General features: G+C 39.8%; 14 protein-coding genes. 13 read left to right on the plus strand and 1 reads right to left on the minus strand.

From position 1 onward, the window contains the following. Positions 1 to 6 precede the first annotated feature (6 nt). From ACQ4KW_RS11135 to ACQ4KW_RS11175, 9 genes are all read left to right on the plus strand, one after another. Positions 7 to 1,140 (plus strand): phage tail protein, encoded by a 1,134-nt coding sequence (locus ACQ4KW_RS11135; protein ID WP_430882547.1) that lies wholly within the window; start codon positions 7 to 9, stop codon positions 1,138 to 1,140. After that, on the plus strand, positions 1,130 to 2,896 hold the full coding sequence (locus tag ACQ4KW_RS11140; RefSeq protein WP_430882548.1) for a hypothetical protein: 1,767 nt from the start codon (positions 1,130 to 1,132) through the stop codon (positions 2,894 to 2,896). Before ACQ4KW_RS11135 ends, ACQ4KW_RS11140 begins: the two co-directional genes overlap by 11 nt. A gap of 282 nt (positions 2,897 to 3,178) precedes the next feature. Continuing rightward, complete coding sequence (locus ACQ4KW_RS11145) at positions 3,179 to 3,460, plus strand: YciI family protein (RefSeq protein WP_430882549.1); 282 nt, start codon at positions 3,179 to 3,181, stop codon at positions 3,458 to 3,460. 7 nt (positions 3,461 to 3,467) lie between these two features. After that, the gene (locus ACQ4KW_RS11150) at positions 3,468 to 4,463 is read left to right on the plus strand and encodes a helix-turn-helix transcriptional regulator (RefSeq protein WP_430882550.1); all 996 of its coding nucleotides are present in this window, start codon (positions 3,468 to 3,470) and stop codon (positions 4,461 to 4,463) included. Between the two features lie 258 nt (positions 4,464 to 4,721). Next, a complete protein-coding gene (locus ACQ4KW_RS11155; protein ID WP_430882551.1) occupies positions 4,722 to 5,483 on the plus strand; it encodes an MBL fold metallo-hydrolase in 762 nt (253 codons plus the stop codon). Positions 5,484 to 5,508: 25 nt separating this feature from the next. Then, positions 5,509 to 6,444, plus strand: a complete 936-nt coding sequence (locus tag ACQ4KW_RS11160; protein ID WP_430882552.1) for a hypothetical protein — start codon at positions 5,509 to 5,511, stop codon at positions 6,442 to 6,444. Positions 6,445 to 6,640: 196 nt separating this feature from the next. After that, complete coding sequence (locus ACQ4KW_RS11165) at positions 6,641 to 7,960, plus strand: aminotransferase class I/II-fold pyridoxal phosphate-dependent enzyme (RefSeq protein ID WP_430882553.1); 1,320 nt, start codon at positions 6,641 to 6,643, stop codon at positions 7,958 to 7,960. Between the two features lie 78 nt (positions 7,961 to 8,038). Continuing rightward, positions 8,039 to 9,073, plus strand: coding sequence for a M42 family metallopeptidase (locus ACQ4KW_RS11170; protein WP_430882554.1), 1,035 nt, complete (start codon positions 8,039 to 8,041; stop codon positions 9,071 to 9,073). Positions 9,074 to 9,159: 86 nt separating this feature from the next. Then, a complete protein-coding gene (locus ACQ4KW_RS11175; RefSeq protein WP_430882555.1) occupies positions 9,160 to 10,074 on the plus strand; it encodes a ketopantoate reductase family protein in 915 nt (304 codons plus the stop codon). A gap of 112 nt (positions 10,075 to 10,186) precedes the next feature. Here ACQ4KW_RS11175 and lexA read toward each other — a convergent pair whose 3' ends face one another. Continuing rightward, a complete protein-coding gene (gene lexA / locus ACQ4KW_RS11180; protein WP_430882556.1) occupies positions 10,187 to 10,804 on the minus strand; it encodes a transcriptional repressor LexA in 618 nt (205 codons plus the stop codon). Positions 10,805 to 11,046: 242 nt separating this feature from the next. Here lexA and ACQ4KW_RS11185 point away from each other — a divergent pair, with 242 nt between their 5' ends. The 4 genes from ACQ4KW_RS11185 to ACQ4KW_RS11200 all read left to right on the plus strand — a co-directional run bounded on the left by ACQ4KW_RS11185 (position 11,047) and on the right by ACQ4KW_RS11200 (position 15,955). Next, a complete protein-coding gene (locus ACQ4KW_RS11185) occupies positions 11,047 to 11,622 on the plus strand; it encodes a LysM peptidoglycan-binding domain-containing protein (RefSeq protein WP_430882557.1) in 576 nt (191 codons plus the stop codon). Between the two features lie 827 nt (positions 11,623 to 12,449). Beyond that, on the plus strand, positions 12,450 to 13,031 hold the full coding sequence (locus tag ACQ4KW_RS11190; protein WP_430882558.1) for a helix-turn-helix domain-containing protein: 582 nt from the start codon (positions 12,450 to 12,452) through the stop codon (positions 13,029 to 13,031). 122 nt (positions 13,032 to 13,153) lie between these two features. Then, positions 13,154 to 14,899, plus strand: a complete 1,746-nt coding sequence (locus ACQ4KW_RS11195; protein WP_430882559.1) for an ABC transporter substrate-binding protein — start codon at positions 13,154 to 13,156, stop codon at positions 14,897 to 14,899. Positions 14,900 to 14,992: 93 nt separating this feature from the next. Next, positions 14,993 to 15,955: an ABC transporter permease gene (locus ACQ4KW_RS11200; RefSeq protein WP_430882560.1), complete on the plus strand. Its 963-nt coding sequence runs from the start codon at positions 14,993 to 14,995 to the stop codon at positions 15,953 to 15,955. Positions 15,956 to 15,965: the final 10 nt, after the last annotated feature.

The raw sequence follows: 15,965 nt of genomic DNA on the forward strand, positions 1-15,965 counted from the left end.
TTCAAAATGCAAACCGATAAAAAATTCTTTAGTTTTAACAAAGCAAGAGACTTTGGAAAATGTGAAATGGTGAACATGGTATCAAGCGCTGATGGATGTACACTAAAGAACATAGAAGAAAGTCGTAAGGGTACGCTTTTTTTAAAGCCCCTTGATAGTTTTGAAAAAGGCATGATATGGGACAGAATAACCATAGATGCCCAACTCCCCAAAGGAACCAAGATAACAGGCTATTTTCTGGCTTGTGAAGATGATGCTCTCTATGAAGACATGCGTCGGTTGGACCTTGGCATCCACGAAAAGATCAATAGGCTCTTGGAACATGATCCCGTTATGATTCCATATCCGCAAGATGCCCTCCTTCATAATTTAAAGGGACGGTACCTGCTTGGTTGGCTAAGTGTCTATGCGCCAGAAGGTCCACCTATTATAAGGCGTATTAGACTACACTACCCAATGAAATCATTGTTGGATTACTTGCCGGAGTATTATCTAGTTTCTGATGAAGGCAACTTTCTTCATAGGTACTTGTCAATATTCCAGTCTATATTAAGTGATATGGAAACAGAAATTGATTTGTCTCCAACCCATTTGATTGCAAAACACGGAAACCATGACGACATATGGTGGCTTGCAGAAAGCCTGGGTCTTGAAAGTCCAGAAATTTGGACTGATACAGAACTTAGAAAACGGGTAGAAAAAGCTGTAGAACTAAGTGGCATTCGTGGCACTAGACGAGCGGTTGAAGAAGTCAGTCAGTTTATAACAGACAAAAGCTGTTACGTGATTGAACAGCATGATCTTGATAGAGGACACGCAGATGCATACCTTAATCAGCTCTTTGATAAACTCTACGGGGCCCATCCCAATGACTTCACAGTGCTGGTACCAGACGACGCCCTTGCTTCTGAAAGAAAATACAATCAAATGAAAAAGGCTTTAAGCGGGGTTAAGCCTGCTTATACATCAGCCCGACTCGTTTCTTTACAGCCTTATTTGCGTCTTGATCAACACGCTTATTTGGGCATAAATTCAAGAGTGAATCAACCAGGGCAACTGGTTCTTGACAACAGTTCAGCCCTGCCTTATAACACCGTCTTGACAGATCGTGCTGAAAGGAAGATGCATAATGAAGAATGATAAAATCTATCCGTTTACGCGCAACAGATATTTTTACGGTAAACTCCTGACTGTGCGCGATTTTGAAATTGAACAGCGTTATTTCAATGACAAACGCAGGATGACAAATCGACTGGCAGTGGGAACTGGTATATTAACGGGCCTTGATGTGGTTGCCGTTAACGACCGGACTATATCTATAGATCCTGGAATTGCCATTGATAGTTTTGGTCGGGAAATAGTTGTCTCTCTTCCAGCTATGCACATGTTAAGTGACATAGAAGGATTTGATCAGGAACAAATCCAAGACACTTACTATCTCTGTATGGCTTATGAAGAGCAACCTGCTGAAATGGTTCATAGTGTAGCTCAGACCAGTGGAGACGGTGAGTTCTCCCGACTGAATGAAGCCTATGCCTTTTCTTTAAGAACTGACTTTAAATCAAATGTTCAACGGCTGAGGGAAAGACTTCTGCATACCAGGTATAATATCTATTCAGCAGATGAACTCAAGGTGGATATTGTCATTAATGATATTGTCAGCACTCTAAACCCATTTGAAATTGAACTGATTGTAGAAAGAAAGGCTGAGGGGATTCCATCTTCGGTGACTCTCGATTTACAAGGGACATACATAAATAAGGGGCATGCCATCAGACTGTCCTTTGAAGCTGATGATAAGACACCTTACGGCATTTACACTGTCAAGACGCCAGTCTCAACCAGTCAATTAAAACCTGTTGTCGATACCTTGAAGCTTTCTGGTGGAAGTTTTGATATTCATATAGGGGAAAGACAAATAGAAAGGGCTGTGGAGCTGAGCCATCAGATTGAAGTGATAGATGACCCGCTTCAATTCGCCGTGCATAAACGCTACTATGAACTGCCATTTGATGAAATCATGCAGGCCAAAGACAATGACGCCGTATGCCTGGCTAAAATTAATTTAATCCCTGCTGGGGACACTTATTTAATAGACAGTATTCATAAGCCAAGTAAGAGTGATTATATTGTTCCCCATGCACTCAGGACAGTTCTTGATGAACTGACATTACCGGAAAACACCAGTCAGACAAGTATGGATCAACCGGACATTGACTTGACTGAAATTATGGACAAACTAGGTGAATCTGTCCATAAAAGTCGTATTGAAAATGTAAGAACTGGGGTTTATACATTCAGTCCTCCCCAAGGACGCTTGCAGGAAAATGCCCTTTACTCAGACGAAATTGACCATGGTCTTGGGCGAGGAGAAGCCTTTTTAAGTTTTGCAATAGACCACGCCCCCGATGTGGTGGATGACTATGGAAGTGGCCGGCAGATATTCTTTGGCGATTCTTCAGCTTTTGAAGATTCAGCCTATGCCAGTGCCCAACCTGAAATAAATGTTTCGGGTGTCTTATATCCCAACAAGGGAAGCTTTCGAATGGCCCTCTCTGGTGATATAAAGGCCATAACAAGGCCTGTCAAAGTTCGTTGGCGCCTTGAAAAAATGACATCAGACACAGACCATCCTGTTTCAGACAATGACCCACTGCGAATAGAAATACGTCCAAACCCTGGTCGAGTCCTACCACGACAATCTCTTCTTCTTGAGGCATTTGACAAGGACGGACAAGTGGCCATTTGCACTTGGAAAGTCTCGGGAGACGAAGCGGGAGCTATCGATGACAATGGTCTTTACACAGCACCTGCCAAGGAAGGGGTTTATACCATTACTGCGACCAGTGACAAGGGCTACGTAACAACGGGGTATATTGTTGTTGAAAACGATTGATTAGACACAGTCTCTAAAAAAGAGCGCCTTAAATCAGGCGCTCTTTTTGATATAGATTATGGTGTCCTACTTTACATGTGTTTTTATGTCAAACCCTATTAAGAAGGCTGCCAAACAATGTATTTAAGATGTTTTATAGGCGCCTGGCTTGTAAGATCAGCCTGGCTTGTAAGATCAGCCTGACTTGTATGATCAGTATGAAGGAATTTCAAAATCAAAGTGGAAATAAAGTATAATGAATAAATGACAGTATCCGTTGATAAGTGGAAGAAAGAGGACTCTATGAAAACATATGCAATATTTCTTGAAAACACTTCAAAGCCCCTCACGGAACAAGCAATAAATAAACATGTTCAGCATCTCAAAGACCTTGATTCTAAAGGCATCCTAGTTCTTTGCGGCCCATTTGAAGACTATCCAGGTGGCATGGTTCTTGTCACATGCAAAGATATAGAAAGCGCTCAAACTATCGCAAAAAGTGACCCTTTTGTTTCTGGAGATTACCGAACATATACAATAAGAACACTTGAGGTTGCAAATAAGGACAATAACTATTTATTATGAGGTCACTATGAAAAAAACAGAAAGACTCAATGGCATTGTTTACGCTTTAAAAGATAGGGGAAAACTTACCGCATCAGAACTCTCAGAGCTCTTTGAGGTAAGTCTGCGAACCATATATCGAGATATAGACGCACTTAGTCAACTTAAGGTCCCTATTATCACCCACGAAGGGGTTCACGGGGGCTATGAAATTGATATGAATTATTTTATGCCCAGCATAAGTCTAAACGAACAGGAAATCATTATGCTTCTGATCGTTCTGAATTATGGAGAAACCATTAGGCTCCCAAGTTTGACAGCTGACTATCAGGTTTTAAAAGGGAAAGTTATACACGCCCTTAAAGATGTGGACCAGATCAAGGTCAAAAAACTCATGAAACATATTCGTTTTGGCTCACACCGTATTGAGCCGACCTGCTATGAACCGAATATACTCAGACCCATACTAGATAGCTTTATAGATGAGTTCAATTTAACTATGACATATTACAATCCACAAAGAGACCAAGAAAGAGCTCGGAAAATTTCCCCTAAGAATTTATTCTTTGAGGAAGGTGGATGGTATTTAACGGCTTATTGTCATCTCCGTGAGGAGAAAAGGGTCTTTAGGCTTGACCGTATGAAAAATGTGAAAATACGTTATGAGAAAAATGCATATTTGAACAGGCCCATTTCAAGTGCAACTGATAAATTTTCTGGTGCTGAATATGTCATGTCTATTGATCTGTCACTTTACAGAGTTCTTAAAGACAACGACTATTTTTCAGATATCCATGTTCTTGATAATAATAAAGCCCATGAAGCGGGATACCTGCCAGCCACTTCAAATAGTATCTTTATCAAATTCTTTACAAGATATGAAAAAGATATTCTTTCAATCACCCTGGAAAACCCTAACTTGATAAGCATTTATGAACCGACCGCCTTTAAGGATAAGGTTGTGAAAAAAGCGTCTCAACTCTTCAATAAATATGGCCCTGGCGCTTGTAAGATCACAGATTAATGTTGTAATCTCACCATATAGAAATTTTGAAAATTGCTCACTTAAAAATATTTTCTAAACACTGACAGGTATCTGTCAGTGTTCTTTTGTTATCCTTTACCTAGCGTTCATTTAATATGGTTCATTTGAATAGAGATCATTTTAGAGATAAGTTATTACTTAATAACCATCAAACATCTGATTTCCGACAGAGTTAATCGAACATGTTCAGGCAACACATTCTAAAACTAAAAAAAGAAACCACTGGGGGAGAGTAAAATGCTAGAGCTAAAAGAAAATATACATATGTACACTTACAAGACCAAGGCGGATGGGTCTGGCTATAACATCAATTTGCCTGTTTTTCTCAATGGAAAAGAGGCCTTGGTCATTGATACAGGCTTTAAAGAACAGGCTCAACTCTTAAAGGAGGACTTGATGTCTAAAGACATTCGCCTTACGAGGATTGTTCTTTCCCGCTATCATCCTGATCATGCAGGCGGTACAAGTGTATTTGAAGACGTTGAAATTCACTGCAGTCACAAGTATCAAGCAAACTTTAATAAGTGCACACAAGTTTGGGACAAAGAAACAGACTATAAAAAACCCACAAAACCCGTGCGTCATGGAGACAAACTCTCTTTTGGAGATTTCAATCTGGAGTTCATAGATGGTTCAGGACACTGCGCATGTGGCCTTATATCGCTCATTAATGGGAAGATAGCCCATCTAGGCGATCTAGTCATGTATGATGCCTTTAACAAACCCATGCTGCCATATATTTGTCCTGATGGATCTATCCAAGAACACTTGGCGAGTCTCCGGCGTATAAAGGCTTTAGATTTAGAGGCCGTCCTTCTGTCCCACGGTCAGGCCATTTTTGATAAAGAAGACATTCAAAAAGCCATAGATATGAGAATAGTGTATTTAGAAAACTTAGCCAACAGCGGTGGAAATATTGAACTTGGTAAGGCCCTAGAGGACAATACTGAAGAATGGAGTTTCACCGATTGGCATAAAAACAACCTAAAATATGTATAGATACATGGAATGGAGGTAAAACAATATGATTTACACAGTTAGAGGACCAATTATGCAAGACTCACTAGGTATGACCTTATCCCACGAACACTTTAAATGGGAATTTGATGATGATTTTGCCCAGGGCATGTATTTTAGTCATAAATATAATGAAGACCACAACAAAGAGGTATATAAGGTGTTACACCCTGTTATGAAAGATTTAAAAGCATCTGGATGTCAAGCGGTTGTAGAAGCGTCTCCACCTGTAGGTGGACAAAATTTAAAACTGTTAAAAGCTCTGTCTGAGTCCCTTGATATGCATATTATACCTTGTACAGGCTGGAATGTTTTAAAGCATACCTATGATATTTTCCCATCCCACTTTTCTGAGCAACTAGGCGACCGTTGGATATCTGATTTTAAAAATGGTTTGGATACCATTGATGGAACAGTCATCCGGCCCGGCTATATTAAGATACTTCTAGACAAGGGAGAAATCAGTCCAGTGGACAAGGCCATGCTTGTTGCGGCCATAATAGCCTCCAATGAAACTGGTATGCCAATCCACTGCCATATTCTTGAAGCACATATGGTTCCTAAGGTTATAACCTTACTAAAAGAGCATGATGCCAACATGTCTAAATTTCTATGGGCTCACGCCGATAAGGAAAGTGATCTACATACCATAGAAATGGCCTGCAAGGAAGGTATTTGGGTTGGTTTTGATATGATAAAAGAAGACACTCATGACCAGCGATGTAAACTTTTAAAGGCCGTGATTGACCGTGGTTTATCGAGTCACATCTTACTCTCACAGGACTATGACTTTTATGAGGAATATGACAATAAGGGGGAAGAACATCCGTGTTGTTTATTCTTTGATGCATTTTTACCATACTGTAAAAAAGAGGGGATAGATCAGACAACTTTGAAAAAAATTATGACAGAAAACCCTTCAAACTACTATAATATTGACTAAAACCTTACCCAGTATCAGCCTCTTTATTAAGCTCTTTATTTATGCTCTTTATTTAATCCCCTTTCCGTCATGTTCCACTCTGATGCAAGGGGCTTTTATTGGTTGAGAGTGGTTGATTTTATGCCCCTTATCTATTAAGATGGAGGTTGACAAATCACATGCTGATTTCCATCAGCTTAATCGTATCGGAGGAAACATGAATCGTAATTCAATGCTAAAACAATTGGGTATAAATGATAAGGTTATTGAGCTTTCAGATTTCGTAGAAGTTCAAATTTCAGATAAATTTAAAGAAATAGATGATGTTGCATCTTTTAATCAGCTCAAGGTTCTTCATGCCATGCAAAAGAATCGGGTCAGCGATGGCCATTTCAATTGGCACACAGGCTATGGCTATGACGACCCTGGTCGTGAATGTCTTGAAAAAGTATTTAGCGATGTCTTTCATACAGAAGATGCCCTTGTTCGACCTATTATTGTCAATGGCACCCATGCCCTAACACTCTGTTTAACAGGCATACTTCGTCCCGGTGATGAAATGCTTTCAATTTCCGGAAAACCCTACGACACGCTGGAACAGGTCATTGGCATCAGTGGCAACAGTGATCAGTCTTTAAAGGTTTATGATATTCAATATAAGGACGTTGATTTAAATGACGATGGCACTTTTAAGACTGGGGAAATTCTCAAGGCCATAAATGAAAAAACTAAAATGGTTTACATTCAGCGTTCGGCTGGCTATAGCTGGCGACCAGCCATTCGTATTGAAGATATTGAAAACATTATAAAAGAAGTGAAATCAGTCAATCCTGATGTGGTTGTCATGGTGGACAACTGCTATGGTGAATTCCTAGACTATAAAGAACCTACAGATGTCGGTGCTGACATAATGGCAGGGTCCTTGATAAAAAATCCTGGCGGTGGACTGGCACTCACTGGCGGTTATGTGGTTGGCAGGACAAATCTGGTTGAAAAGGTTGCTGCGAGATTAACTTCTCCAGGGATTGGAAAAGAGTGTGGTTTAACATTCGGACAAACCAGAAGCATGTTCCAGGGGCTCTTTATGGCACCAAATGTGGTTGCAGGGGCTATAAAGGGGGCTATATTTACATCCAAGCTATACCAATCACTTGATTGTGAAGTTTGCCCAAAACCCGATGCTTACAGGAGCGACATCATTCAGGCCGTTAAACTCGGCACACCTGAAAAAGTGGTTAAATTTTGTGAAGGCATACAAGCCGCTGCACCAGTAGACAGTTACGTGACACCAACCCCATGGGCCATGCCAGGCTATACTTCTGAAGTTATTATGGCAGCAGGCGCTTTCGTGCAGGGCTCTTCAATTGAACTAAGCGCAGATGCCCCTATTCGTGAACCATATATCGTATATTTTCAGGGTGGTCTGACCTATGATCATTCGAAATTTGGAGCGTTAAAAAGCTTAAGTGCTATGATGGATGCGGATCTTTTTACACCGCAAGACATTATAAGAGGCATAAATAAGCTTAATTTATAAATAGTCACACCTTGTATATCGTCATAAGATCAATTACATCTGTAAGCATGGGCTTACAATGGGAAGTGGAGGCAATTTATGAACATGGAAAAGGTTACTCAGCAACTAATTGAAATTCTTAACACACCAAGCCCGTCGGGGGACACTGAAAAGGCTATTTCACTTGTTAAAGGCTACTTTGATGACCTTGGTGTTAAAACGAGCTATACAAATAAAGGCGCTTTAATGGCAACCATTCCAGGCCAGGACGACACAAAGCACAGGGTCATTTCTGCCCATGTGGACACCCTAGGAGCCATGGTCAAGGAAATCAAGTCAAACGGTCGACTTAAAATGACCCAGATAGGCGGTTATCCTTGGAATGCTGTTGAAGGGGAGTACTGTACGATTTCTACATATGAAGGCAAAACATACACTGGAACAATCCTTACAAACAAGGCTTCTACCCATGTTCACGGCGGAGATTCCTCAAGCAACAAGCGCAGTGATGATACCATGGAAGTCCGCATTGACGCCCCAGTTTCCAGCGCAGAAGATGTAAGCGCTCTTGGGATTGAAGTGGGAGATTTTATCTACCTTGAACCACGCTGCCAAATCACGGACAGCGGATATATTAAATCAAGACACCTTGATGATAAGGCAGCTGTGGCCTGCTTGGTTGGTACAGCAGCACACATAATAGAAAACAAGCTGACACCTGCTTATACCACACATTTTTTAATTAGTAATTACGAAGAAGTGGGACACGGCGCGAATTCAGCTATTCCAGAAAAAACATTTGAGTTTCTTGCAGTGGACATGGCCGCACCTGGAGAAGGTCAAACATCCCACGAACACAAGGTTACGATCTGTGCCAAGGATTCTTCTGGCCCTTATGATTTAAAAATGCGCCATATGCTGACCCAGCTTGCCAAGGACGAAAACATTGATTATGTTATTGACATCTATCCATATTATGGGTCTGATGCTTCAGCAATGCTTCGTGCTGGTCACGACATTAAACACGGACTTATAGGACCAGGTGTGGATGCCTCTCATTCCTTTGAACGCACGCATGTTGATGGACTAAAGGCAACAATGGACCTTACTTTGGCCTATATTTTAAAGGCTTAACTATTAGATTATCGACTTATAATTAAGAGACCCTTTAGTAGCAGATTATTAATTACAAAGACAGTATATAGAAGAGGTGAATTTCATTGGCAATCGTAAGAATTCTCGGAGCAGGGGCTATCGGTTTAGGGCTTGCATCGCAAATGAAAGGCGTTGGTTTTGAACCTGAGTTCATATGTGACGCCGAGCGAAAAGAGCGATACAGCTCACAAGTTTTTTTCGTCAATAATGAACCCTTGCAAATAAAATGTGTCACACCAGAAACCGTGCATGAACACGCTGATCTAATTATAGTTGCAGTCAAGTATGGTCACCTTCATGAGGCCACCGAGTTGCTTGAAGGATCCGTTGGACCAAATACTGTTATTATGTCAATGATGAATGGCATAGACTCCGAGATGATCCTTGGAGACAAGTGGGGGATAGAAAAACTCCTGCATGCCTTTATTGTTGAAATTGATGCTGTTAAAGAAAAGAACATGCTCTATTACACAAATCCAGGGGTTATTGTCCTTGGAGATATATCAGGCAAAAAGACCCTCAGCCTTGAAAAAACAGTTGCACTGCTTGAGTCGATCGGTGTAAACCACCGTATATCTGAAAATATTGAAAAAGACATGTGGTGGAAATTTATGATCAATGTGGGTGTCAATCAAGCATCCGCTGTACTTGGAGCGCCTTATAGGGTTTTCAAGGAAAATAAGTTTGCAAGAGATATAATGAATGATGCCATGGAAGAAGTTATACGTCTTTCTCAGGTGATGAATATTAACCTTGGACAGTCTGATTTGGACCGCTGGTATCAAGTCTTAGATAAACTTGGTTCCGATAAAAAAACGTCAATGCTTCAAGATGTGGAAGCTGGCAGAAAAACAGAAGTGGAAATGTTTGCAGGAACGGTATGTGCCTTAGGCAAGAAACATGGCGTGGAAACACCTGCAAATATAATGCTCTACAATATGATCAAGGCTTACGAAACCATGAATGGCATTGAATCATAGTCAAATTGGGATAAAGTCTATGACTTGACCGGCAATACATGTATATATAAGAAAAGCCTATGGAACAAGATAACTTGTTTCCATAGGCTTTTAAAATTTCATTAGCTTTCAATTATAGTTTTCTAAAGACACCTTTAACAACACCTAGAATTGAGACATTGTCCGCATAGATTGGATCCATAGAACTGTTTTCAGGTTGGAGTCTTATACGACTGTCTTCTTTATAAAAGGTCTTACATGTGGCACTGTCTTCTATAAGAGCCACTATGATCTGTCCATTTTCCGCATCCTGCTGTTGTTTTACAAGGACATAATCTCGGTCTAAAATACCAGCCTCAATCATACTTTCCCCTTTAATTTGCAACATGAAATATTCGCCATTTTCCACGAACTCTCTAGGAACAGGGTAGGTCTCTTCTATATTTTCCACAGCAAGAATTGGTTGACCTGCTGTAACCTGACCTACAATTGGCACATAAGCCGTATCTCTTTTAAACTGAACCACATTGTCTGCGCCGCCTAAGAGCTCAATAGCTCTTGGTTTAGTCGGGTCTCGTCTGATATAGCCCTTGTCTTCCAACTTATTTAAATGACCATGCACTGTCGAAGTGGACTTCAAGCCAACACCCTCACAAATTTCTCGTACTGAAGGTGGGTAACCTTTCTTTTGTACTTCATCACGGATATAGTCGAGAATAATCTGTTGCTTCTTTGTTAAATCACCATGCATAAAGAACACCTCAAATCCTTTTCTAACTCGATTTCCTATCAAGTTTATGTATTATGATATGTAATCATCTTAAAATTCAATTTCATTCAATTTCTAAGACCGTTCATTTTACTATAGTATAGCATGGCAAAAAATAAAAATCAAACATAAGTTCGATTTCGCTTTACAAAGAACGCCTGTTCGTATATAATAAAATCGAACAAACGTTCCGAGAACAAAGGTTCTAATGGAGGGATAATAAAATGAGAACAGCACATTCAAAAAATGAGAGATTTTCAATGCATAATTCTTCGGAAGCTTCTATAAGAATTTCAGACCAAACAATGACAATCCAAAATACAAGCACGATTGCCTCAATGCCAGCTGGAAAGCAAACAAATAGAATGAAACAACAAATGACATCCGCTAAGAGAACACATGGCACTCAGGCCTTTAATAGAAGACAGTCAAAAAATCCTTTCACTGGTTCATCCAAGAAAATGCGAATTGTGAGCAAATCACGTTTTGCCTTGAGTATGACCCTCATATTGGTATTCATATTGAGCACAAGCATGATCGCATTTGCTACATTCGATGGAAAATCGGACAAGGACACACCAACAAGCCAACTTTTTCAGCACATTGATAAAGCAGACTCAGCTCCACTTACATATACAGTTAAGTCAGGGGACACTCTGTGGTCAATCGCTTCAGGCATAAATAAGGAACACTACAATCAAGAAAAAGACATTCGCAAAATTGTATATGCCATTCGCAAGGCCAATAAGATGAAAGGCAATACAATATATTCCGGGCAGATCTTGAACCTGCCAATATAAAAACTTCGTAATCGACTTTTAAATCAAGCAATTTAATGTGATCTTTGGAACATGCTAACTATCACATCCATTGATAAGTCCATTACACACTTAAGTGGGTGACTGCAGTTTTACTGCTTGTCATACAAATCATCGTGGCAAACACGAACGCCCCATGTTTTAGCAAATCCCTGTCTATGTGATACGGCAAAAGCCGAGCGCAAATATCACATAATTGGCAGGGATTTTGCTTTTTTTGATGTAGTCATGAAACATATGGAAAAATAGTTAAGTGCTTTATTGTTCCAAGGAATTGAAATTTATTTTCATTTAACTGGAAGTCGAATTGTAGTAAAAAACACCCTTTATTGGTTTATCCACTTCTTAAAGTCCATATGTTGCCAACTGTCATTATAAGGAATAAACCCTGTAAAATGAGTGCTTTCAGAAGCTTCTTTTATACTTTCCCAGACAAGAACTTATATAAAACATCTGGACTTTTCGACGTTAAATACCTCTTTCTAAATTGGATATTTTTAATGTTCACAATTGGAAATAAAGAAAGTTACGATATCTAAAAATATTGTTACAAAACATTCAAACTTAGACCTTGAATCTAAATTATTCCAGTAAAAATGCGCATCCTCGCGATAGACTCAAACCGTTTATATAACTTATTTACAGCCAATCCCAACATGTGGTAAATTTCAATATCCAAACTCTGTAAATGTAAATATTGCGTTAAAATTTCATATTGACGAAATATTTCAAACTGCGTATAATATTAATAAATTGTTACGTACAAATTAATTTTTATGTAACGATAAATCTATATAGGGGTTTTACATATGAAAGACGTTTTGGTTGTAGACGATCTGGCGCAGCTTAAGGCAATGTCTAATAGCTACCGAATTCAGATCATTCACGCTTTTGAAGATGAACCCGCCACAGCGAAGCAGATTTCTGAAAAACTGGGGGAGCCACATTCAAAAGTAAATTATCATTTGAAAACACTTGAAAAAGTCGGAATTATCAGATTAGTATGTGAGAAGCCAAAGTATGGTGTCATCGAAAAATACTATGAACCCGTTGCAAAAACATTTGTTCTTGACAGCAAATCCATGCAATCTGATGAAAAGTTAGCACAAACAATGGACAAAGCCAGCATGGCTCTGTTTGACCGTGTGGCCAAAGACTTCTATCAAGCCAATGAAGCAAAAAAAATAAATACCAGTAAAGAATCTACAAAAGGGCAATACATTAATTACAACAGTGAGTATTACCTATCCAAGCAAGAAGCCAATGAACTTCATAATGAACTTTGTGCTTTTATTAAGGAACGGCTTAGTGAGAAAGAGTCTAAGTCAGAGGGTAAGGAACGCTACTCAATATCTACAGTCATCTCACCACTTGTCTCGAAGGTAAGATAAAAATAGGTGAGATAAAAAATAGCTACAACAGTCAAATACTGTTTAGCATACATTATTTACTCTTCAATTCTATTTTTTAAAAGAAATAGAAATTCCAAACAAAAAGAGGAGGGGGATTACACATGAAGAGAAGAATCACATGGCTTTTAGCACTATCACTTGTGCTATCAGCAGCATTAACAGGTTGTGGCGGCGGTGCTGCTACTGAACCTGAAGCAACAGATGCACCTGCATCAGAAGCAACAGCGGAAAACACAGAAGTAAATGAGGTTGTGGCAGATGAAACTATTGCCAACCCAGCGAAAGATCGCGATAACGCGAGCGACACAATCGTACTTGGTATGACTGAAGCCAAGGGCGAACTGCTTCCAGCATATTTTTCAACGACATATGATGGATACCTGGTTCGTATTATGTTTGACAGACTAATCACCAACAACACTGAAGGTGAACCTATTCCTGAAATTGCTAAGGACTGGGAACTTTCAAACGAAAACAAGACTTACACATTCCACCTACGTGATGATGTAAAGTTCTGGGACGGCACACCTCTTACTGCTAAAGACGTTGCCTTCACATTCACAGCACTTTGTGACCCATCATACGATGGTCGTTACTTCTCAGAAGTTGAACAACTGACTGGTTATGATGCATACAAAAACGGAGACGCAGAAAGCGTTGAAGGTATTAAAGTGATCGATGATTACACAATTTCATTCACTTATGATGTAGCAAAAGCTGCAAGAATCTGGAACCTTGAAATTGGTATCATGCCAGAACATTTCTATGGCTTTGAAAAAGGCAACGCACAGTCAATGCGTGATAAGATGAATGCCTTTGAAATCATGGGCTCAGGCCGCTACGAGTTTAAATCATTCGAACCTAAGCAGTTTGCGACTTTTACTGCTAACGAAGAATGGTATGGTGGCGAAGTTAAAACTAAGAACCTAATCACAAAGTTCACTACACCAGATACATACTTCCAAGAGATGCAAGCTGGTACAGTTGATATCCAACTTCGTGTACCTGCTAAAGATGAAAACAAGATTCAAATCGAAGACATGGGCTTTATGAACATCAACCCATATATGGCAAACTCATACGGTTACATAGGCTTTAACCTTCGTGACCCTCGTCTTGAAGACAAAGAAGTTCGTCAGGCACTGACTTACGGCTTTAACCGTAATGCATTTATCCAGATTTACTTCAATGGAAATGCATCACTTATCAACACGCCAATTTCTAAAGTATCTTGGGCATACACTGATGAAGTGAATCCATACAACTACGATCCTGAAAAAGCAAACGCTATGCTTGATGAAGCTGGTTGGATTGATACAAACGGCGACGGCACACGTGATAAAGACGGTCAAGAATTACAATTCGTTTGGGACACTTACACTGACTCTCGTTACGTAGAGACTATGATTCCAATGCTTCAAGCTGACTGGAAGAAAATCGGAGTTGGTGTTGAAGCCAACCTAATGGATTTCAGTACACTTGTAGAAAAAGTCTACACTGAAAGAAATTTTGATCTTTACAACATGGCTTGGTCACTTACGACTGACCCTGGTTCAAATTACTCAACATTCCACTCGAAGTTTGACGTTGCTGATGGCAACAACTCAGTTGGTCTAAGAAATGACAGAATTGATGAGCTTCTAGTTAAAGGCAATGTGGAATTCGATCAAGAAAAGCGTAAAGAAATTTACAAAGAATTTGCACTGGCTATGAACGAAGAACTACCTTACATGTTCCTAAGCCAAGGCCAAGACTGGGATGCTGTAAATGCTCGAGTTAAGGGTTACAAGGTAACACCTTATGAAAACTGGGCTTACAACGTACACAACCTAGAAGTTGTAGACTAATATTCATAGACTCATAATTTAAGTCAATACTTGCGGGGTTTCGGACAAACACCGAAGCCCCCTTTTTAAGCGTGGAGTGTCAGGAGGATTAATGTGTCAAAATATATACTAAAAAGATTGCTACACATGATTCCAGTAATTTTGGTTATATCAATTTGTATATTTGGAATCATAAAACTCGCACCAGGTTCACCAGTTGGAACAAACTTGGACCCGCGTGCAACACCAGAGCAAAAAGCAATGGAAAAGGAAAGACTTGGCCTTGATAAGCCACTACACATTCAATACACAATGTGGTTGTCTCGTGTCGCTCAAGGGGATTTAGGAAAATCATTCATCTACCAAAAACCGGTTAAAGATGTCATCGGACCTTACCTTAAGAATACATTTATTCTTAATATTCCCGTATTTATTCTAGCATTTGGTATTTCCATACCCGTGGGGATACATTCTGCCGTCAAACGGTACTCGATTTTCGACAATTTTTGGACGGTTTTCTCCCTGGTTGGGATATCCATACCGTCGTTCTTCTTTGCACTACTATTAATTTATACTTTTGCAGTAAAAATCCAAATCCTGCCGATTAACGGCATGGTTGAAGCAGGCAGTGAAACATCAGGCTTTGCATATGCCGTAGAAGTTGCTCAGCATATGGTTTTACCAGGTATTGTACTAACTATTGCCTCACTAGCAAGTTATGTACGATACACACGTAATGGTATGCTTGAAGTTATTAACCAAGACTACATTCGTACAGCCCGTGCTAAAGGACTAAACGAAAAAGTCGTTATTTACAAACATGGATTCAGAAACGCTCTGCTTCCAATTGTAACCCTGCTTGGTTATTCCCTAATTTTCCTACTAAGTGGATCTGTTATCACTGAAACGGTGTTTAACTGGCCTGGCATGGGTCGTGTTCTACTTGAATCAGTAACAATGCGTGACTACAACTTAATGATGGCTGTTATGATGCTATATGCCATTTTGACACTTATCGGCAATCTTCTTGCTGATATTGGATACGCATTAGTAGACCCTCGTGTCAAAGTAGATTAGGAGGTTAGAG

This window comes from Tianxiuia mixotrophica, from assembly GCF_050596425.1.
Lineage (GTDB): Bacteria > Bacillota > Clostridia > Peptostreptococcales > Acidaminobacteraceae.

What these genes read in the sequence shown, in the direction of transcription:
- ACQ4KW_RS11135 (WP_430882547.1), top strand. Translation starts at nt 7, where the DNA reads ATGCAAACCGATAAAAAATTCTTTAGTTTTAACAAAGCAAGAGACTTT.
- ACQ4KW_RS11140 (WP_430882548.1), top strand. Translation starts at nt 1,130, where the DNA reads ATGAAGAATGATAAAATCTATCCGTTTACGCGCAACAGATATTTTTAC.
- ACQ4KW_RS11145 (WP_430882549.1), top strand. Translation starts at nt 3,179, where the DNA reads ATGAAAACATATGCAATATTTCTTGAAAACACTTCAAAGCCCCTCACG.
- ACQ4KW_RS11150 (WP_430882550.1), top strand. Translation starts at nt 3,468, where the DNA reads ATGAAAAAAACAGAAAGACTCAATGGCATTGTTTACGCTTTAAAAGAT.
- ACQ4KW_RS11155 (WP_430882551.1), top strand. Translation starts at nt 4,722, where the DNA reads ATGCTAGAGCTAAAAGAAAATATACATATGTACACTTACAAGACCAAG.
- ACQ4KW_RS11160 (WP_430882552.1), top strand. Translation starts at nt 5,509, where the DNA reads ATGATTTACACAGTTAGAGGACCAATTATGCAAGACTCACTAGGTATG.
- ACQ4KW_RS11165 (WP_430882553.1), top strand. Translation starts at nt 6,641, where the DNA reads ATGAATCGTAATTCAATGCTAAAACAATTGGGTATAAATGATAAGGTT.
- ACQ4KW_RS11170 (WP_430882554.1), top strand. Translation starts at nt 8,039, where the DNA reads ATGAACATGGAAAAGGTTACTCAGCAACTAATTGAAATTCTTAACACA.
- lexA (WP_430882556.1), bottom strand. Translation starts at nt 10,804, where the DNA reads ATGCATGGTGATTTAACAAAGAAGCAACAGATTATTCTCGACTATATC.
- ACQ4KW_RS11185 (WP_430882557.1), top strand. Translation starts at nt 11,047, where the DNA reads ATGAGAACAGCACATTCAAAAAATGAGAGATTTTCAATGCATAATTCT.
- ACQ4KW_RS11190 (WP_430882558.1), top strand. Translation starts at nt 12,450, where the DNA reads ATGAAAGACGTTTTGGTTGTAGACGATCTGGCGCAGCTTAAGGCAATG.
- ACQ4KW_RS11195 (WP_430882559.1), top strand. Translation starts at nt 13,154, where the DNA reads ATGAAGAGAAGAATCACATGGCTTTTAGCACTATCACTTGTGCTATCA.